The sequence below is a fragment of the Pseudoduganella namucuonensis genome, assembly GCF_900116645.1.
In the GTDB taxonomy this organism is placed as follows: domain Bacteria; phylum Pseudomonadota; class Gammaproteobacteria; order Burkholderiales; family Burkholderiaceae_D; genus Rugamonas; species Rugamonas namucuonensis.
The window spans coordinates 103726-120817 of record NZ_FPBO01000025.1 but is presented as its reverse complement, the minus strand read 5'-3'; the positions used below and the strand labels follow the sequence as shown (position 1 = coordinate 120817).

19 protein-coding genes are annotated in these 17092 nt (G+C 66.4%); 7 read left to right on the top strand and 12 right to left on the bottom strand.

The genetic code is table 11. The features are described from left to right. Window positions 1-849 (bottom strand): Rossmann-fold NAD(P)-binding domain-containing protein (locus BM436_RS23560; RefSeq protein ID WP_093557987.1); only part of this gene is annotated, 849 nt, incomplete at its 3' end. Window positions 850-1101: 252 nt separating this feature from the next. Here BM436_RS23560 and BM436_RS23555 point away from each other — a divergent pair. Beyond that, entirely contained in the window at window positions 1102-1581 is a 480-nt protein-coding gene (locus BM436_RS23555) for an NUDIX hydrolase (RefSeq protein ID WP_093557980.1), read from the top strand. A 12-nt stretch (window positions 1582-1593) separates the two neighbouring features. Beyond that, window positions 1594-2706 carry a tRNA 2-thiouridine(34) synthase MnmA gene (gene mnmA, locus BM436_RS23550; RefSeq protein WP_093557979.1) on the top strand — a complete coding sequence of 371 codons (1113 nt, stop codon included), beginning with the start codon at window positions 1594-1596 and terminating at the stop codon, window positions 2704-2706. An 8-nt stretch (window positions 2707-2714) separates the two neighbouring features. On the opposite strand, the gene BM436_RS23545 is transcribed toward mnmA, so the two are convergent. From BM436_RS23545 to BM436_RS23530, 5 genes are all read right to left on the bottom strand, one after another. Then, window positions 2715-3158, bottom strand: a complete 444-nt coding sequence (locus BM436_RS23545) for a response regulator (protein ID WP_093557978.1) — start codon at window positions 3156-3158, stop codon at window positions 2715-2717. A 24-nt stretch (window positions 3159-3182) separates the two neighbouring features. Continuing rightward, the gene (locus BM436_RS23540; RefSeq protein WP_093557977.1) at window positions 3183-3956 is read right to left on the bottom strand and encodes a 5'-3' exonuclease; all 774 of its coding nucleotides are present in this window, start codon (window positions 3954-3956) and stop codon (window positions 3183-3185) included. A 71-nt stretch (window positions 3957-4027) separates the two neighbouring features. Continuing rightward, window positions 4028-4204, bottom strand: a complete 177-nt coding sequence (locus BM436_RS37210; protein WP_177307451.1) for a hypothetical protein — start codon at window positions 4202-4204, stop codon at window positions 4028-4030. Next, window positions 4188-4457 carry a BrnT family toxin gene (locus tag BM436_RS23535; RefSeq protein WP_093557976.1) on the bottom strand — a complete coding sequence of 90 codons (270 nt, stop codon included), beginning with the start codon at window positions 4455-4457 and terminating at the stop codon, window positions 4188-4190. The genes BM436_RS37210 and BM436_RS23535 overlap by 17 nt, the downstream gene beginning before the upstream one ends. Before the next feature lie 65 nt (window positions 4458-4522). Continuing rightward, on the bottom strand, window positions 4523-5194 hold the full coding sequence (locus BM436_RS23530) for a glutathione S-transferase (RefSeq protein WP_093557975.1): 672 nt from the start codon (window positions 5192-5194) through the stop codon (window positions 4523-4525). Window positions 5195-5417: 223 nt separating this feature from the next. On the opposite strand from BM436_RS23530, the gene BM436_RS23525 reads away from it, so the two are divergent. Both BM436_RS23525 and BM436_RS23520 read left to right on the top strand, forming a co-directional pair. Next, window positions 5418-7730 carry a catecholate siderophore receptor Fiu gene (locus BM436_RS23525; protein ID WP_229490640.1) on the top strand — a complete coding sequence of 771 codons (2313 nt, stop codon included), beginning with the start codon at window positions 5418-5420 and terminating at the stop codon, window positions 7728-7730. A 155-nt stretch (window positions 7731-7885) separates the two neighbouring features. Continuing rightward, complete coding sequence (locus BM436_RS23520) at window positions 7886-9490, top strand: FMN-binding glutamate synthase family protein (RefSeq protein WP_093557973.1); 1605 nt, start codon at window positions 7886-7888, stop codon at window positions 9488-9490. Window positions 9491-9495: 5 nt separating this feature from the next. On the opposite strand, the gene BM436_RS23515 is transcribed toward BM436_RS23520, so the two are convergent. Genes BM436_RS23515 through BM436_RS23505 form a run of 3 tightly spaced genes read right to left on the bottom strand, consistent with a single transcriptional unit; the run spans window position 9496 to window position 11947 of the window. After that, a complete protein-coding gene (locus tag BM436_RS23515) occupies window positions 9496-9765 on the bottom strand; it encodes a DUF6587 family protein (protein WP_093557972.1) in 270 nt (89 codons plus the stop codon). A 14-nt stretch (window positions 9766-9779) separates the two neighbouring features. After that, window positions 9780-11669 (bottom strand): ferrous iron transporter B, encoded by a 1890-nt coding sequence (gene feoB, locus BM436_RS23510; RefSeq protein ID WP_093557971.1) that lies wholly within the window; start codon window positions 11667-11669, stop codon window positions 9780-9782. A gap of 5 nt (window positions 11670-11674) precedes the next feature. Next, window positions 11675-11947 carry a FeoA family protein gene (locus BM436_RS23505; RefSeq protein ID WP_093557970.1) on the bottom strand — a complete coding sequence of 91 codons (273 nt, stop codon included), beginning with the start codon at window positions 11945-11947 and terminating at the stop codon, window positions 11675-11677. Window positions 11948-12149: 202 nt separating this feature from the next. Here BM436_RS23505 and BM436_RS23500 point away from each other — a divergent pair, with 202 nt between their 5' ends. Next, window positions 12150-12356: a (2Fe-2S)-binding protein gene (locus tag BM436_RS23500; RefSeq protein WP_093557969.1), complete on the top strand. Its 207-nt coding sequence runs from the start codon at window positions 12150-12152 to the stop codon at window positions 12354-12356. Window positions 12357-12363: 7 nt separating this feature from the next. After that, window positions 12364-13092 (top strand): energy transducer TonB, encoded by a 729-nt coding sequence (locus BM436_RS23495; RefSeq protein WP_093557968.1) that lies wholly within the window; start codon window positions 12364-12366, stop codon window positions 13090-13092. Window positions 13093-13388: 296 nt separating this feature from the next. Here BM436_RS23495 and BM436_RS23490 read toward each other — a convergent pair whose 3' ends face one another. Next, window positions 13389-14069 carry a Fe2+-dependent dioxygenase gene (locus BM436_RS23490; protein WP_093557967.1) on the bottom strand — a complete coding sequence of 227 codons (681 nt, stop codon included), beginning with the start codon at window positions 14067-14069 and terminating at the stop codon, window positions 13389-13391. A 212-nt stretch (window positions 14070-14281) separates the two neighbouring features. Here BM436_RS23490 and bfr point away from each other — a divergent pair, with 212 nt between their 5' ends. Beyond that, window positions 14282-14758, top strand: coding sequence for a bacterioferritin (gene bfr, locus BM436_RS23485; protein WP_093557966.1), 477 nt, complete (start codon window positions 14282-14284; stop codon window positions 14756-14758). A 7-nt stretch (window positions 14759-14765) separates the two neighbouring features. Here the strand turns inward: bfr and BM436_RS23480 are convergent, their stop codons facing one another. Next, a complete protein-coding gene (locus BM436_RS23480) occupies window positions 14766-16115 on the bottom strand; it encodes an MFS transporter (RefSeq protein ID WP_093557965.1) in 1350 nt (449 codons plus the stop codon). Between the two features lie 32 nt (window positions 16116-16147). Next, the gene (locus BM436_RS23475) at window positions 16148-17086 is read right to left on the bottom strand and encodes a PfkB family carbohydrate kinase (protein ID WP_093557964.1); all 939 of its coding nucleotides are present in this window, start codon (window positions 17084-17086) and stop codon (window positions 16148-16150) included. Window positions 17087-17092 lie beyond the last annotated feature (6 nt).

Genomic DNA, 17092 nt, shown 5'->3' with positions numbered 1-17092 from the left:
CACCGAGCCCGGCTTCATGGCCTTGACGGTCTCCTCCGAGATCAGCACGGGCGCGGGACGGCCCGGGATCAGCGCGGTGGTGATGACGATGTCGGCCAGCTTGGCGCGCTCGTGCACCAGTTCGGCCTGGCGCTTCATCCAGTCCGCCGGCATCGGGCGGGCGTAGCCGCCCACGCCCTTGGCGATCTCTTTCTCCTCGTCGGTCAGGAAGGGCACGTCGATGAACTTGGCGCCCAGCGACTCCACCTGCTCCTTGACGGGCGGGCGCACGTCGGACGCCTCGATCACCGCGCCCAGGCGCTTGGCCGTCGCGATGGCCTGCAGGCCCGCCACGCCCACGCCCATGATCAGCACGCGCGCCGCCTTCACGGTGCCGGCCGCCGTCATCAGCATCGGCATGAAGCGCTGGTAGGTGTTGGCGCCCACCATGACCGCCTTGTAGCCGGCGATGTTGGCCTGCGAGGACAGCACGTCCATCGACTGCGCGCGCGTGATGCGCGGCACGGCCTCCAGCGCGAAGGCCTGCAGCCCGGCGGCGGCCATGGCCGCGTTGTTGTCCGCGTCGAAGGGGTTCAGCATGCCGATGACGACCGTTCCCGGCTTGATCAGCGCGCGTTCCTCGGCGTTGGGCGCGCGGACCTTCAGCACCACGTCGGCGCCGTAGGCCTCGGCCGCGCTGGCGATGGTGGCGCCGGCCGCGGCGTACGCCTCATCCGTGATCGACGCGGTGACGCCGGCGCCGGACTGGACGACGATTTGGTGCTTCGCGGCCAATTTCTTGACCGTCTCGGGCGTCGCCGCGACACGGGTTTCCCCCGGCCTCGTCTCGGCCGGTATTCCTATCCTCATGATGCCTCCAGAAGTTGCTAAAAATGATTACCTGCTCAGACCATAACATGGTTTTCATAAAAGTTAACCCTTTTCAAAGAGCAACAACCATATGCTGTCGCGCATGACCAACCATTGGTTTCATAACGTGATTTCAATATCCCACAAGGTGCAATTAACCGGTTTTAATTGACGTTCCCCTCTATTTACGGGGGATCGGAACGTTACGTCCCGGAACAAGCTAAAATGGCGGCTCTTTCAAGGATGAGACTTATGCCCCGTACCTGGAAACCCTCCGTCACCGTTGCCGCCGTCATCGAACGGGACGGTCTGTTCCTGCTGATCGAAGAAGAAACCAGCGACGGCATCCGCCTGAACCAGCCCGCCGGCCACCTGGACCCGCACGAATCGCTGGAGCAGGCCGTGGTGCGGGAAACGCTGGAGGAAACCGCGTACGACTTCACGCCCACCGGCCTGGTGGGCATGTACATGTCGCGCTACCGTTCGGCGCGCACGGGCGAGGCCGTCACCTATCTGCGCTTCGCCTTTTGCGGCCTGGCCGGCCAGTTGCACGACATGCCGCTGGACGATGGCATCCTGCGCACCCTGTGGATGACGCGCGACGAGATCGCCGCGTGCCCGGAGCGCCACCGCAGTCCGCTGCTGCTGACCTGCATCGACGACTACCTGGCGGGCAAGCGCGCGCCCCTGGACCTGTTGCACACGCACGCGTCCGTGTTTGATGAAGTTTGATGGAAATCAAGAATGAGTAAGAAAAAAGTCGTGATCGGGATGTCGGGCGGGGTTGACTCCTCGGTCGCGGCGTGGATGCTGAAGGAACAGGGCTACGAGGTGATCGGCCTGTTCATGAAGAACTGGGAAGACGACGACGATTCCGAATACTGCTCCACGCGCCAGGACTGGATCGACGCGGCCAGCGTGGCCGACGTGGTGGGCGTGGACATCGAGGCCGTCAACTTCGCGGCCGAATACAAGGACCGCGTGTTCGCCGAGTTCCTGCGCGAGTACCAGGCCGGCCGCACGCCCAACCCGGACGTGCTGTGCAACGCCGAGATCAAGTTCAAGGCCTTCCTGGACCACGCCATGCACCTGGGCGCGGACCTGATCGCCACCGGCCACTACGCGCGCGTGCGGCAAAACCCGGCCAACGCCCGCTTCGAGTTGCTGAAGGCCTACGACCACACCAAGGACCAGAGCTACTTCCTGCACCGCCTGAACCAGGCGCAGCTGTCGAAGACGCTGTTCCCGCTGGGCGAGATCCCGAAAACCGAGGTGCGCAAGATCGCCGAGAAGCTGCAGCTGCCGAACGCCGCCAAGAAGGATTCGACCGGCATCTGCTTCATCGGCGAGCGCCCCTTCCGCGAGTTCCTGAACCGCTACCTGTCGTACCAGCCGGGGCCGATGAAGACGCCGGACGGCAAGGTGGTGGGCCAGCACGTGGGCCTGTCGTTCTACACGCTGGGCCAGCGCAAGGGCATCGGCATCGGCGGCGTGAAGACCTACCAGAACGCCGACGGCAGCAGCGACGCCTGGTACGTGGCGCGCAAGGACATCGAGAACAACACGCTGTGGGTGGTGCAGGGACACGACCATCCGTGGCTGCTGTCCGGCGCGCTGACGGCGGGCCAGGCCAGCTGGATCGCCGGCGCGCCGCCGGAGGCCGGCCGCATCGCCGCCAAGACGCGCTACCGCCAGGCCGACGTGCCGTGCGACGTGGCGCCCGACGGCGAGCTGCGCTTCGCGCTGGGCTTCCCGGACGCGCAATGGGCGGTCACGCCCGGCCAGTCGGCCGTGCTGTACGACGGCGACGTGTGCCTGGGCGGGGGCATCATCGACGGCGGCTCGCCGCCGGCTTGACGCCGGCCTCAGGCCGGCGCGTCCGGCGCGGGGGTGTCGGCCGCGTCGGCGCCGCCGTTCTGCTCCGCCAGTGCCTTCTGCTGGCGCTTGACCATGGCGATCACGGTGGCGCGGATGGTTTTCAGCACCGTGCCGGCGTTGAAGGGCTTCACGATGAAGCCGTTGACGCCCATCGCGTGGGCCTTCTGCACGGTGGCCGCGTCGAACTCGCTGGACACCATGAAAATCAAGGTCTTGGGCCAGTCGCGGCGCAGCTCGCGCGCCGCCGCCTCGTCCGCCTCCACCACATCGCGCGCGATGCACAGGATCTGCGGCTGATGCTTGACCATTTGCGCGATCGCGCTGACGCCGGTGTGGGCCTGGCCCACCACGTCGTAGCCGCCGTCCAGCAGCACCGTGTTCAACAAGCCGCGCGCCACCGCGCTGGTGTCGACTATGACCGCCTTTAACATCTGTTTCGCCCTCGATCGCTCTTGTTATTGTTCCCAGGCCAGCATCTTCCACGTGACGCCGACCCGCACATCGGTTTTCAATTGCACCAACTGACGAGAAAGATACAACATCTCGCGCTCTTTTCGTAGCGTTTCACCCAGCGTGTCCTTCAGGATGCCTGCGCCGGCCATGATCGCGTCCAGATTGCCGTATGTGCGCAACAGTCTGGCGGCCGTCTTCAAGCCCACCTTGGACACGCCGGGGATGCTGTCGGTGGCGTCGCCCATCAGCGCCAGCAGGTCCGGCAGCTGTTCGGGCGGCACGCCCCATTTCTTCTCGACCCAGGCGTGATCGTGCCATTCGCCCTTGAAGTGGTCCCACACCAGGGCCCCGTGGGCGATCAGGCAATGCAGGTCCTTGTCGGTGCTGGCCACCACCGCGTCGCCCCTGCCCTCGCCCAGCCAGCGCATGACGGCGGTGCCGATCACGTCGTCGGCCTCCACCTCGGGCAGGGAGACGGGCTTCAGGCCGAGGCCGGCCAGCTTGTCGTAGAAGGCGGGCAGCGCCGCGCGCAACTCGGCCGGCATGGGCGCGCGACCCTCGCGGTAGCCCTGGTACAGGTCGTGGCGCCAGGTGCGGCCGCCGAAATCGAAGGCCGGCAGCACGTGGCTGGGCTGATGGTCGGTGATCAGGTTGCGGAACGAGGACAGCGCGTGGCGCAGCGCGATCTCCGCCTTCAGGTCCGAATCGGGTTCGGGACTGGCTTCATACACGCGGCGCACGATGTTCAGGCCGTCGATGGCGAGGAGTCTACCCATGCTGTGTTGCGGCCCCGCCCGGGGCTGGTTTGTGGCTGAGCCCCAATTGTAACTGCCCGCGCCGGGAAGGACTATTTGCGCAGCTTTTTCAGCAGTTCGGGCAACTGCTGGATGGGAACCATTTGCGCCAGTTGCTCATCCGTCATCGGCTGGGCGTCCGGGTCGGCCAGCGCCGCCGCAATGATGTCCTTATCCTCCTCCAAAGAAGGCAATGCGAACACGCGCCCCTTCTTAACAATTTTCAGCATAACCCCTCACCTCCCGTCGGCTCGCCAAGCGCAAACTAATGATGCGCAAGACAGCACCTCGCTCAACATACGCCACGTGATAAAGACGCACCCCCTTGGGAACCACAGCCATCATTCGTAACTCGTCATAGGGAAAGCGCCGGTCAATCGCTGCCTGCGCGGCGTCCCACTCCAACTCTGCGGCGTCGGCCAGCGACAGGCCGTGGCGCTTCCTGTTCGCGATGTCCTTCTGCGGATCGAACTCGATCTTCATTCAGGGTAGCCCTGGCGGATAAGCTGTCAAGCCAGCTTATCCCGTGAAGACCTGTGCGCCTTGCGCTACTTCAGCAGCTCGTACGGGCCGCCCTTCTCCAGCGCGCGCCGGTAGGCGGGGCGGGCGTGGATGCGCTCGAGGAAGGCCGCCAGTCTGGGCCGGCCGCGCGTCAGGCCGCCGCGCGCGGCGGCCGCCTCCAGCGGGAAACTCATCTGCACGTCGGCCGCGCTGAACTCGGCGCCGGCGAACCACTCCGTCTTGCCCAGCTCGCCCTCCAGGTAGTCCAGGTGCGCCTCGATCTGCGGGTTGATGTACGCGCTCTTCACCTTTTGCGCGATGCCGCGCGCGATCGGCTTGACGAAGAAGGGCATGGGCGACGACTCGACCCGGTCGAACACCAGCTTCATCAGCAGCGGCGTCATGGCCGAGCCCTCGGCGTAGTGCATGAAATAAGTCCAGCGCCGCTTGTCCGCCGTGCCCGCCTTGGGCACCAGCCGGCCCTGGCCGTAGGTCTCCACCAGGTATTCCAGGATCGCGCCGGACTCGGCCACCGTGACGTCGCCGTCGGTGATCACCGGCGACTTGCCCAGCGGATGGACCGCGCGCAGCGAGGGCGGCGCCAGCATGGTCTTGCGGTCCCGCTCGTAGCGCACGATCTCGTACGCCAGGCCCAGCTCCTCCAGCAGCCACAGCACCCGCTGCGAGCGCGAATTGTTCAAATGGTGGACCACGATCATGGCGATATTCCCCTGGGGCCGGCGGGACCGCCCTCAATCCGCCAGCTTAGCATTCCGCCCTGGAGGGTGTGCTCTATATATGCGAACACCAATGCAAATGATAACAATTCACATTTACATGCAAGCTGGAAGTTGCTATCATCCCGTTGATTTTCACTAACTATCCGAGAAAAACACCATGGCAATCACAAGCCGCAAACATGCAAATCCAGGTTATACCCAAATGAGCACAGTTCTGGCCGCCATGCTGTTGCCGATCGCCGCCGCGCACGCCGTGGACGCGGCGCCGGCCGCGCCGGCCGAACCGGCCGCGGCGACCTCCCCCGCCGCGCTGCCCGAAGTGCGCGTGGACGGCACCCGCGAAAACGACTTCAAGGCCGACAAGGCCAACTCGGCGAAATACACGGAGCTGCTGGTGAACACGCCGCAGACCATCACCGTCATCAAGAAAGAGCTGATCGAGCAGCAGGGCGCGGTCACGCTGGCCGACGCGCTGCGCAACACGCCGGGCGTGGGCGCCTTCTTCCTGGGCGAAAACGGCAACACCAACACCGGCGACGCCATCTTCATGCGCGGCTTCGACGCCTCCAGCAGCATCTACGTGGACGGCGTGCGCGACATCGGCTCGATCTCGCGCGACGTGTTCAACATCGAACAGATCGACATCGTCAAGGGCCCGGCCGGCACCGACGGCGGCCGCGGCTCGCCGACCGGTTCGATCAACCTGGGCTCCAAGCAGGCCCACCTGCAAAACGCGTTCTCGTCCATCGTGACCGCCGGCAGCGGCAAGCAGAAGCGCGCCACCGCCGACCTGAACCAGGTGCTCAGCAACGACCACGGCATCGCCTTCCGCCTGAACGCGCTGGCCCAGGACAGCGGCAACCCCGCGCGCCACGTGGTGAAGAACAAGCGCTGGGCCGTGGCGCCGACCGTCGGCTTCGGCATCGGCAGCCCCACCCGCTTCACGCTGAGCTATCTGCACGTGGACCAGGACAACATCCCCGACGGCGGCGTGCCCACCATCGGCCTGCCCGGCTACACCAGCCCGGACAGCGCCAACACGGTGGTGGCCAAGCGCCGCCTGTACCTGAACGACGCCCTGCCGGTCGATCCGCGCGGCTTCTACGGCTCCACCAGCGACTACGACAAGGTCAAGGCCGACATGATGACCGTGCGCGTCGAGCACGACTTCGCGCCGGACGTGAAGTTGCAGAACACCGCCCGCTACGGCAAGACCCAGCAGGATTACCTGCTGAGCGCCTTCCGCGGCACCGCCGCCAACCTGGTGACCGAAACGGCCGCCGGCGCGGTGCTGGACCCGTCCGCGTGGACACTCAAGCGCCCCGACCTGCGCACCATCAAGGACCAGGAAAACCAGATCCTGACCAACCAGACCACGCTGACCTTCGACTTCGACGGCGCCGGCATGAAGCACACCGCCGTGGCCGGGCTGGAGTTCACCAGCGAGAAGCAGCTGAACCACGGCTACGACGTCGCCAGCCTGGGCGTGCTGCCGGACGCCAACCTGTACCACCCGGACCCGTCGGCCGCGTTCAAGACCCCGGCCGCGCCCAAGCGCAACAGCGTGCGCAGCGACTGGACCACCAACACCCAGAGCGCCTACCTGTTCGACACGGCCAAACTGGGCGAGCGCTGGATGTTCAGCGGCGGCGTGCGCGTGGATCACTACAAGACCAACTACGAGTCCGTGGTGCTGACCACCGCGACCACGGCGCCCGGCGTCCCGGCCGGCGTGTTCCTGCCGGTGAACCTGGACCTGGCCGACACCCTGGTCAACGGCAAGCTGTCGGTGCTGTTCAAGCCGACCGCCAACAGCAGCGTGTACGCCACCGTGGCCAGCTCCAAGCAGCCGCCCGGCGGCGGCACCTACACGCTGAGCACCTCGGCCAGCAGCGCGGCCAATCCCAAGTTCGACCCGCAGGTCACCAACACCAAGGAAATCGGCGGCAAATGGGACCTGCTGAAGCAGAAGCTGGCGCTGAACGCGGCCATCTACCGCACCGACGTCAAGAACGAGATCGAACAGGACCCGACCGACCTGCTGTACTACCAGACCGGCAAGAAGCGCGTGGACGGCGTCGAAATCAGCCTGACGGGCGAACTGGCGCGCGGCTGGCTGATCAGCGGTGGCTACGCCCACATGAAGACCAGCGTGGAAGCGGGCCGCGCGATGACCGCCAACGGCCAGAACAGCCTGACCTACACGCCGAAGGATTCCTTCACCGTGTGGACCTCGTACACGCTGCCGATGGGCGTGAAGCTGGGCGGCGGCGCCAACTACGTCGGCAAGCTGCTGCGCGGCACCGACGGCGCGGTCGGCACCCCGGCCTACGCCGACGCCTACTGGGTCGTCAACGCCATGGCCGCCTACCAGGTGGCGCGCAACGTCGAGCTGCAGCTGAACGTGAACAACATCTTCGACGAGCAGTACATCCAGGCCATCAACAAGTCCGGCTACCGCTACACCCCGGGCGCCCCGCGCTCGGCCAGCCTGACCGCCAACATCCGCTTCTAAACATCCGCAAGCAGCCTGAGCCCCATTTGGGGCATGGCGGGGACGCCGAGCCACTAAATGGGGCTCAGTTCGCTTCACGCCCGCCACCGGTTTCCGGTGGCGTTTTTTTTGGCCCGCCCCTACAATCGGACACCCCCGCCGATCCCGGAGCGTCCATGCCCCTGTTGCGCTATGCGGCCTTCGCCGCCGCCGTTGCCACCTTCCTGTTGTCGCTGCCGCTGTCGGACGGCTACTGGCTGCCCATCCTGTCCGGCTTCCTCACCGCCGTCGGCGTGGGCGACCTGCTGCAGACGCGCCGCGCGCTGCGCCGCAACTACCCCATCCTGGCGCACTTCCGCTTCTTCTTCGAATCGATACGCCCCGAGATCCGCCAGTACTTCCTGGAGGGAGACCGCGAGGCCGCGCCCTTCTCGCGCAACCAGCGCAGCATCGTCTACCAGCGCGCCAAGGTGGAGACAGACAAGCGCCCCTTCGGCACCCAGCTCGACGTCTACGAGGCCGGCTATGAATGGATCAACCACTCGATCCAGCCGGCCAAGGTGCAGCCGCACGACTTCCGCATCGAGATCGGCAACCACCCGGACTGCCCGCGCGCGCAGCCATATTCGGCCAGCGTGTTCAACGTGTCGGCGATGAGCTTCGGGGCGCTGTCGGCCAACGCAATCCTGGCGCTGAACGGCGGCGCGCGCGCCGGCGGCTTCATGCACGACACCGGCGAAGGCAGTATCAGCGCCCACCACCGGCAGAACGGCGGCGACCTGGTTTGGGAAATCGGCTCCGGCTATTTCGGCTGCCGCGACGCCGACGGCGGCTTCTCCGAAGAGCGCTTCGTGGCCAACGCGCGCACGCCGCAGGTCAAGATGATAGAGCTGAAGCTGTCGCAGGGCGCCAAGCCGGGGCATGGCGGCGTGCTGCCCGGCGCCAAGGTGACGACGGAGATCGCGGCGGCCCGGCACGTGACGCCGGGCGTGGACTGCATCTCGCCGTCCAACCATTCGGCCTTCTCCACGCCGCTGGAAATGCTGGCCTTCATCGAGCGGTTGCGCAACCTGTCCGGCGGCAAGCCGACCGGCTTCAAACTGGCCATCGGCCACCCGTGGGAGTTCTTCGGCATCGTCAAGGCCATGCTGGCGACCGGCATCACGCCGGACTTCATCGTGGTGGACGGCAGCGAGGGCGGCACCGGCGCCGCGCCGGTGGAGTTCACCGACCATGTCGGCACGCCGCTGCAGGAAGCGCTGCTGCTGGTGCACAACACGCTGGTGGGGGCCGGGCTGCGGGAGCGGATCAAGATCGGCGCGTCCGGCAAGATCATCACCGCCTTCGACATCGCCCGCACCATCGCGCTGGGCGCGGACTGGTGCAACTCGGCGCGCGGCTTCATGTTCGCGCTGGGCTGCATCCAGTCGCAGAGCTGCCACACCGACCACTGCCCGACCGGCGTCGCCACCCAGGACCCGCTGCGCCAGCGCGCGCTGGTGGTGCCGGACAAGACCAGCCGGGTCGCGCACTTCCACCAGAACACGCTGAAGGCGCTGGCCGAATTGATCGCGGCGGCGGGGCTGACGCACCCGTCGCAGCTGAAGCCGCACCATATCGTGAGGAGGATATCGCCCAACCAGGTCAAGCTGGCGTCGGCGCTGCTGCCCTACCTGGAGCCGGGCGAGCTGCTGGACCCGTCGCAGCTATCGCGGCTGCCTCCGGTGTTCGGACTGTATTGGCCGATGGCGCAGGCGGAGTCGTTTCATCCGCTGGCGTGACCCGCCTAGCGCTGCACGTGCAGCTTGATGACGCGGCGGGCGCCGGGGATGTCGGGCGGGGATGGCGGCGCCGGGGTGTCGCAGGAACCGCAGCTGCCGCAGCCGTCGCCGCAACTGGACTGGGTCTTGAACAGTTTGGCCAGCTTGTCCTGGTCGAAGCCGCGCCGCGACAGGGCGTGGACGACGCGGCGGCGCCAGGCCGCGGGCAGGTACTTGGTGCAGGCATGCAGCAACGCCGCCGCCACGATCACACCCACGATAATCTGCTGCCACATGTCAGTCTCCAGGATCAGCCGCCAAACGCCAGCGCGATGCGGTAAGTGAGGAACGACGCCACGTAGGCCAGCGCGAACATGTAGCCGGCCATCATCAGCGGGTAGCGGATGCTGTTGGTCTCGCGGCGCACCACCGACAGCGTGGACAGGCACTGCGGCGCGAACACGTACCACGCCATCAGCGACAGCGCGGTCGCCATCGACCAGGTCTGCGACAGGATGGGTTCCAGCTGCGTGGCCAGCTCGTCGCCGGTCTGCGACAGCGCGTACACGGTGCCCAGCGCGCCCACCGCCACTTCGCGCGCCGCCATGCCCGGCACCAGCGCGATGCAGATCTGCCAGTTGAAGCCGATGGGCGCGAAGATGTATTCGAGGCCGCGTCCCAGCATGCCGGCCACGCTGTAATAGATGGGCGGATGCGTCGCGCCCTCCGGCGCGCCGGGGAAGCTGCTGAGGAACCAGAGCAGCACCATCAGGGTCAGGATCACGGTGCCGACGCGCGACAGGAAGATCTTGGCGCGCTCCCACAGGCCGATGGCCAGGTTGCGCAGGTGCGGCCAGTGGTAGCTGGGCAGTTCCAGCATCAGCGGCTGCTGGCGGTTCGAGCCCAGCGTGCGCTTCATGAACCAGGCCACCGCCATCGCCGAGATGATGCCGGCGAAATAGAGGCAGAACAGCACCAGTCCCTGCAGGTTCATGAAGCCGCCCACCTCGCGGTTGGGAATGAAGGCGGCGATGATCAGCGCGTACACCGGCAGGCGCGCGGAGCACGTCATCAGCGGCGCGATCATGATGGTGACCAGGCGGTCGCGCGGGTTCTGGATGGTGCGCGCCGCCATCACGCCGGGAATGGCGCAGGCGAAGCTGGACAGCAGCGGGATGAAGGCGCGGCCGGACAGGCCCACGCCGCCCATCAGGCGGTCCAGCAGGAAGGCCGCGCGCGGCAGGTAGCCGCAGTCCTCCAGCACCAGGATGAAGAAGAACAGGATCAGGATCTGCGGCAGGAACACCAGCACGCTGCCGACGCCGCCCAGGATGCCGTCCACCAGCAGGCTGCGCAGCACGCCATCGGCCATGCCGGCCTTGACCATCTCGCCCAGCGCCTCGACGCCGCCGGAGATGGCCTCCATCGGCACGGCGGCCCAGCTGAACACGGCCTGGAACACCAGGAACATCAGCACCGCCAGGATGGCGGGACCGAGCACCGGGTGCAGCACCACGTCGTCTATCTTTTCACTGAGGTTGCCGGTGTCGCGGCTGTCGTTGCTGACCAGCGCGAGGATGCGGCGCACCTCGCGCTGCGTCTCCTCCACCGGCACCGCGTCGATCGCCGCCAGCGGCCGCGCCTTGGTCTCGTGCAGCGGCCACATGCCGTCCAGCGCGCGCAGCAGCGACTTCTCGCCGCCGCCCTGCACCGCCACGGTCTCCACCACCGTCATGCCAAGCTCCCGCGCCAGCAGGTCGGCGTCGATGACGATGCCGCGCTTCTTGGCCACGTCCACCATGTTCAGCGCGAGGATCATCGGCAGGCCGAGGCGCTGGATCTCCAGCACCAGGCGCAGGTTCAGGCGCAGGTTGGTGGCGTCGACCACGCACACCACCACGTCCGGCGAGGCCTCGCCGGCGCGCAGGCCGGCCACCACGTCGCGCGTGATCTCCTCGTCCGGCGTGTGGGCGGACAGGCTGTAGGCGCCGGGCAGGTCCAGCAGGCGGAAGGGATGGCCGTCCGGCGACGTGAACTGGCCCTCCTTGCGTTCGATCGTCACGCCGGCGTAATTGGCCACCTTCTGGCGCGCGCCCGTGATGCGGTTGAACAGCGCGGTCTTGCCGCAATTCGGATTGCCCAGCAGGGCCACCATCGGCGCCTGCGCCACGGCTTGCGCCGGTTTTTCCACTGCACCCATGTCGTCTATTCCGGTTGAATCGAGATCAGCGCGGCTTCGAAGCGGCGCAGGGCGAACGTGGAGTTGCCCACCTTGATGGCCAGCGGCTCGCCGCCCGGCATGCCGCGCTTCAGCATGCGGATGCGCTCGCCGGGCACGAAGCCCAGCTCCATCAGGCGGCGCGCCAGGTCGGCGCCGTCCTCGATATCGCGCGGATCGGCCGGCGCCACCGTGACGACCGTGCCGCTTTTCCCGACCGCCAAGGCGTCGAGCTGGATCAGGGAGGGGGCTAGGGTCATGGGGGTTCCGATCGGTTCTGTGAGGAAATTTCTAGCAGCCATTATAAAGCGTAAATGGGAATGGTTTGTATTCGCAGGAATTTCTTGCATTGTACGCTGGACTGCGGCAGAATAGGAAACGTAATGATAACGATTCTCATTAATGTTCCGTTAATGATGACTGATCGCTACTGAACAGAACCCTTAGCCAGAAGGTACCGCAATGATCGTTTGTGTCTGCAACAACATCTCCGACCGCGAAGTCCGTCAAGCCATCGAACTGGGTATCACTTCCCTGGATGAACTGCGCCGCGACCTGGGCCTGGCCACTTGCTGTGGCCAATGCGCCGACACCGCCGCCGACATCCTGAATGAACACCTGGGCCGCCTCAACGAAACCGTACTGAAGCGCCCATCCTTCACAGCTTGAGGATGCGATGAACACGATGACGATACCCCGTCCCGACCTGTCGGGACCGGGCCTGAAATTGCCCAGCCTGTGGCAAAAAAGCGGCAGCCGGCCATATGGCGAACGGCGCGGCAAGCTCCTTCCGGTATCGCTCATCATCGCGCTGCACGCCGGCGCCTTCTATATGCTGCAGTCGGGCATGCTGCACCGGGCCGTCGAGGCCGTGGCGCCGAAGGTGGTCAACGTCACCTTCGTCCAGCCTCCCGCCGCCGAGCAGGCGCCGCCGCCGAAGGCCGTGCCGCTGACGCAACCGGCGCCCGCCATCGTGCCGCCGCCGCCGCCCCTGCTCAACATCACCGTGGAAAACACCATCACCGTGCCGCCGGCCCCGGCCCGCGTGCACGCCGAGGCCGCCCCCGCGCCGGTGGCCGCGCCGCCCGCGCCTCCGGCCCCGGCCGTGGTGGCCGCGCCGTCGACGCCGCGCACCGTGCAGGGCGTGGAATACATGCGTGCGCCCGCGCCCGTGTACCCGTCGATCTCGCGGCGCCTGGGCGAGACCGGCGTCGTCATGCTGCGCGTGCTGATCAGCGAGCGCGGCCTGCCCGAACAGGCGACGGTGCAGAAATCGTCCGGTTCCGGCAACCTCGACGAGGCCGGCCGCCAAGCAGTGATGCGCACCCTGTTCAAGCCCTATATGGAAGACGGCAAGGCGATCCCGGTCTACGCGCTGGTCCCGATCAACTTCCAGCTGTCCTGACCGGCCCACCGAATCAGAGTTCCACCCTTCAGTCCCGCCCAGCCCACCGCCGGCAGCCTTTTTTTCGCCGCCATAAATAGCCCTGGGCGCTTATTCCACCGTGGAAATAAGCGCCCAGGGCTATTTTCGCTGCACGGCAACGTGGGATGTCGGCCGCGCACGCGGGGGAAGGCGCGGTGCCGGGCCGGCGAGGCCGACCACCGCCCGGCGGCCTGCGAGCCTCTGCCATAAATAGCCCAGGGCGTTTATTCCTCGGCGGGAATAAGCGCCCTGGGCTATTTTCGCCTGCGGGCAACTTAGATGTCGGCCCACATGCGCAGCAGGTTGTGGTAGTGGCCGGTGAGGCCGACCACGGCTTCGTTGTCGCCGTGCTGGGCGCGCAGTTTCTGGATGTTCTGGTCGAGGTCGAACAGCATGGCGCGGCGCCAGTCGTCGCGCACCATGCTCTGGGTCCACAGGAAGGAGGCCAGGCGCTCGCCGCGCGTCACCGGGGCGACACGGTGCACGCTGCTCGACGGGTAGACGATGGCGTCGCCCGCCGCCAGCTTCACTTCGTGCGAGCCGTAGGAGTCCATCACGATCAGCTCGCCGCCGTCGTATTCGTCCGGCTCGCTGAGGAAGACCGTGGTGGAGACGTCGGCGCGCATGTTTTGCAGGTTGACGCCGTTGGTGCGCACGGCGCCGTCGATGTGCAGGCCGTAGTGCTCGCCGCCGGCGTAGCTGTTGAAGTACGGCGGCAGGATGCGCAGCGGCAGCACCGACGAGAAGAATAGCGGGTTGGCCGTCAGCGCGCGGGTGACGATGTCGCCCAATTCCAACGCCAGCGGGGTGCCTTCGGCCAGTTGCCGGTTGCGCTTCACTTGCGCGCCCTGCGCGCCCACACTGGCGCGGCCGTCTATCCAGTCCGTCGAACCCAGCCGCTGGCGGAAATGTTTGACTTGATCCGGCGTCAAAATGCCGGGTATGTGCAACATCATGAGGCGATCCCCTGCGAGTATCCAGCCGTCATTATCCATCAGCCGGCGCAGAATGAGAACGATAATTATTCGCGCCCTCGCCAGCACTATCAACAGCGCTTTCACCACCAATGTTATCTGGCTATTTTTTCATCATTTACTTACAGATATTGGGTCGTTCGTGGCAAAATGGCGGAAATTCCCACCCAACCCCAAGATAAAGAGAGCTTCCCATGAAGGGTGATAAAGACGTTATCCGTCTGCTGAACGCGCAGCTGACCAATGAACTGACCGCCATCAACCAGTACTTCCTGCATTCGCGCATGTACCGCCACTGGGGCTTCGAGAAACTGGCGAAGAAGGAATACGAGGAATCGATCGGCGAGATGAAGCACGCCGACAAGCTGATCGACCGCATCTTGATGCTGGACGGCCTGCCCAACCTGCAGGCGCTGCACAAGCTGCTGATCGGCGAGTCGACCCAGGAAATGCTGGAATGCGACCTGAAGCTGGAGCGCGCCGCGCACGTGACGATCAAGGAAGGCATCGTCACGGCCGAAAAGGCGGGCGACTTCGTGTCGCGCGAACTGCTGGTGATGATCCTGGACGACACCGAGGAACACATCGAGTGGCTGGAAACCCAGATCGACCTGATCGCCAAGATCGGCCTGCAGAACTACCTGCAGAGCCAGATGGGCGGCGCCGAGTAATTCGGCCTCAATGCGGCGCCGCCACCATGGCGGCGCCCGCCTCGGGTTGCGCCTTCGCGGCCGTCACCTTCACGAACAGCACGGCCACCGCGCCGCACAGCAGCAAGCCCCCCGCCAGCCTGATCACGTTTTCCGGATTGCCGTCCAGCCAGGCGTGGTAGTACAGCGGCAGGGTCAGGATCTGGATGATCATCGGGATCACGATGAACATGTTGAAGATGCCCATGTAGACGCCCGTGCGCTCGGGCGGAATGCTCCCCGCCAGCATCACGTACGGATTGCCCATCATGCTGGCCCACGCCAGCCCTATGCCCACCATCGGCAGGAACAGCAGCGCGGGAGTCTGCACCAGCGGGATGCACAGCATGCCCGCGCCGGCCAGCGCCAGGCACACGCTGTGCATCAGCTTGGGGCCGTAGCGGCGCGTGAACGGCACCAGCGCGAACGCGGCGACGAAGGCGATGAAGTTGTAGAACGCGCCGATCTGCCCGTTCAGCAGCCCCGCTTCGCGGAAGCCCTCGGAGGCCGGGTCGGTGGTGTGGAACAGCGTGGTCGACAGCGACAGCATGATGTACTGCCAATAGCAGAACATGGCGTACCACTGGAACAGCTTGACCAGCGCCAGCTGGCGCATGGTGGGCGGCATGTGGCGGATGGCGTCGCCGATCTCGGCCAGCGTGTGGCGCCAGCCCTTGGGCTGGGCGCGCATGCGTTCCAGTTCGGCCGGCTCCAAAGGCAGCTCGGGCGTGGTGCGCACCGTCCACAGCACCGTCGCCAGCGAGAACACGGCGCCGATCAGGAAGGCCGCGATCACCGTGTAGGGGATGTGGTGGCTGTTGACGGCGTCGCGGCTCAGGCCCATGCCCACCAGCAGCGACGGCGTCAGGTAGGCCAGCGTCTGCCCCAGCCCCGTGAAGGCGCTCTGCGTGAGGAAGCCCAGCGAGTGCTGCGCCGGCGCCAGGCGGTCGCTGACGAAGGCGCGGTAGGGTTCCATGGTGACGTTGTTGGCCGCGTCCAGTATCCACAGCAGGCCGGCCGCCATCCACAGCACGGGGCTGAAGGGCATGGCCAGCAGGCCCAGGCTGCACAGGATGGCGCCGATCAGGAAGTACGGCGTGCGCCGTCCCCAGCGGCTGGTGGTGCGGTCGCTCATCGCGCCGATCAGCGGCTGCACCAGCAGGCCGGTGACGGGGCCCGCCAGCCACAGGTAGGGCAGGCTGGCCTCGTCGGCCCCGAGGTATTTGTAGATGGGGCTCATGCTGCTCTGCTGCAGGCCGAAACTGAACTGGATTCCGAAGAAGCCGATGTTCATGTTGACGATCTGCCAGAACGAGAGGTGGGGTTTGTGCAGCGCCATGCGGATACTCCGTGACTGTGCGTCGTTTGGGATCAGCCGCCTTGCCAGCGCCTGATCCAGGTTTGGTAGAACGCCATGTCCCCCGGCACAGCGCCGGCGATGCCGCAGACCGCGCCCGCGAACGCGTTGGCGCGTTCCAGCGTTTGCGTCAGCGGCCAGCCCAGCGCCTGGCCGTACAGGTAGACGGCGGAAAAGGCGTCGCCGGCGCCGACGGTGTCGACCAGCTCCGGCACCGGCTCGGCGGCGATGGTGGTCAATGTGCCGTCCGGGCCGTAGTGGCCGGCGCCGCGCGCGCCCAGCGTGACAATGATGCCTTGCAGCGTGAAGTTGGCGATCAGCTCGGCGCAGGCCATGCGCACGTCCAGGCTGGCCATGTCGTCCAGCGGCGGACAGGTGTGGCTGTACCAGTCCAGCAGCTGCGCCAGTTCCTCCTCGTTGACCTTGAGGATGTCCGCCTGCGACAGCGAGTCGAACACCACCCGTTCGGAGAACTGGCCGTCGCGCAGGTTCAGGTCCAGGTAGCGCCGCGTGGTGGCGCCGTCCAGCATGGCCTTGAGCGCGGCTTTCGGTTCCTCGGCGCGCTGGGCCAGGGTGCCGAAGTACAGCACCGTCGGCCGCGCCTGGCGCATGGCCTCCAGCGCGGGCTGGACGGCGATGTGGTCGTACGCCTGCCGCGGCAGGATGTCGAAGGTGTGGCCGCCGCGGCCGTCGCGCTCGACCACCACGCGGCCGGTGGGCGCCGCGTCCGTCGTCTGCAGGCCGGCCGTGTCCATGCCGTAGCGGGCGAACTCGCCGCGCACCAGCTGGCCGTTGGCGTCGTCGGCGACGCAGGTGACCATCAGCGGCGGCATGCCGAAGCCGGCCAGGTGACGCGCCGCGTTGAAGGGCGCGCCGCCGACGATCCGCTCCGTGCCGAAGTCGTCCACCAGCGCCTCGCCGAACACCACGACCTTGCTCATCCCCGTGCCCATATGCCT

What these genes read in the sequence shown, in the direction of transcription:
- feoB (WP_093557971.1), bottom strand. Translation starts at nt 11,669, where the DNA reads ATGGGTGCAGTGGAAAAACCGGCGCAAGCCGTGGCGCAGGCGCCGATG.
- BM436_RS23530 (WP_093557975.1), bottom strand. Translation starts at nt 5,194, where the DNA reads ATGATCGTGGTCCACCATTTGAACAATTCGCGCTCGCAGCGGGTGCTG.
- BM436_RS23520 (WP_093557973.1), top strand. Translation starts at nt 7,886, where the DNA reads ATGCCCCTGTTGCGCTATGCGGCCTTCGCCGCCGCCGTTGCCACCTTC.
- BM436_RS23535 (WP_093557976.1), bottom strand. Translation starts at nt 4,457, where the DNA reads ATGAAGATCGAGTTCGATCCGCAGAAGGACATCGCGAACAGGAAGCGC.
- BM436_RS23490 (WP_093557967.1), bottom strand. Translation starts at nt 14,069, where the DNA reads ATGATGTTGCACATACCCGGCATTTTGACGCCGGATCAAGTCAAACAT.
- BM436_RS37210 (WP_177307451.1), bottom strand. Translation starts at nt 4,204, where the DNA reads ATGCTGAAAATTGTTAAGAAGGGGCGCGTGTTCGCATTGCCTTCTTTG.
- mnmA (WP_093557979.1), top strand. Translation starts at nt 1,594, where the DNA reads ATGAGTAAGAAAAAAGTCGTGATCGGGATGTCGGGCGGGGTTGACTCC.
- BM436_RS23495 (WP_093557968.1), top strand. Translation starts at nt 12,364, where the DNA reads ATGAACACGATGACGATACCCCGTCCCGACCTGTCGGGACCGGGCCTG.
- BM436_RS23475 (WP_093557964.1), bottom strand. Translation starts at nt 17,086, where the DNA reads ATGGGCACGGGGATGAGCAAGGTCGTGGTGTTCGGCGAGGCGCTGGTG.
- bfr (WP_093557966.1), top strand. Translation starts at nt 14,282, where the DNA reads ATGAAGGGTGATAAAGACGTTATCCGTCTGCTGAACGCGCAGCTGACC.
- BM436_RS23480 (WP_093557965.1), bottom strand. Translation starts at nt 16,115, where the DNA reads ATGGCGCTGCACAAACCCCACCTCTCGTTCTGGCAGATCGTCAACATG.
- BM436_RS23505 (WP_093557970.1), bottom strand. Translation starts at nt 11,947, where the DNA reads ATGACCCTAGCCCCCTCCCTGATCCAGCTCGACGCCTTGGCGGTCGGG.
- BM436_RS23545 (WP_093557978.1), bottom strand. Translation starts at nt 3,158, where the DNA reads ATGTTAAAGGCGGTCATAGTCGACACCAGCGCGGTGGCGCGCGGCTTG.
- BM436_RS23515 (WP_093557972.1), bottom strand. Translation starts at nt 9,765, where the DNA reads ATGTGGCAGCAGATTATCGTGGGTGTGATCGTGGCGGCGGCGTTGCTG.
- BM436_RS23540 (WP_093557977.1), bottom strand. Translation starts at nt 3,956, where the DNA reads ATGGGTAGACTCCTCGCCATCGACGGCCTGAACATCGTGCGCCGCGTG.
- BM436_RS23525 (WP_229490640.1), top strand. Translation starts at nt 5,418, where the DNA reads ATGAGCACAGTTCTGGCCGCCATGCTGTTGCCGATCGCCGCCGCGCAC.
- BM436_RS23500 (WP_093557969.1), top strand. Translation starts at nt 12,150, where the DNA reads ATGATCGTTTGTGTCTGCAACAACATCTCCGACCGCGAAGTCCGTCAA.
- BM436_RS23555 (WP_093557980.1), top strand. Translation starts at nt 1,102, where the DNA reads ATGCCCCGTACCTGGAAACCCTCCGTCACCGTTGCCGCCGTCATCGAA.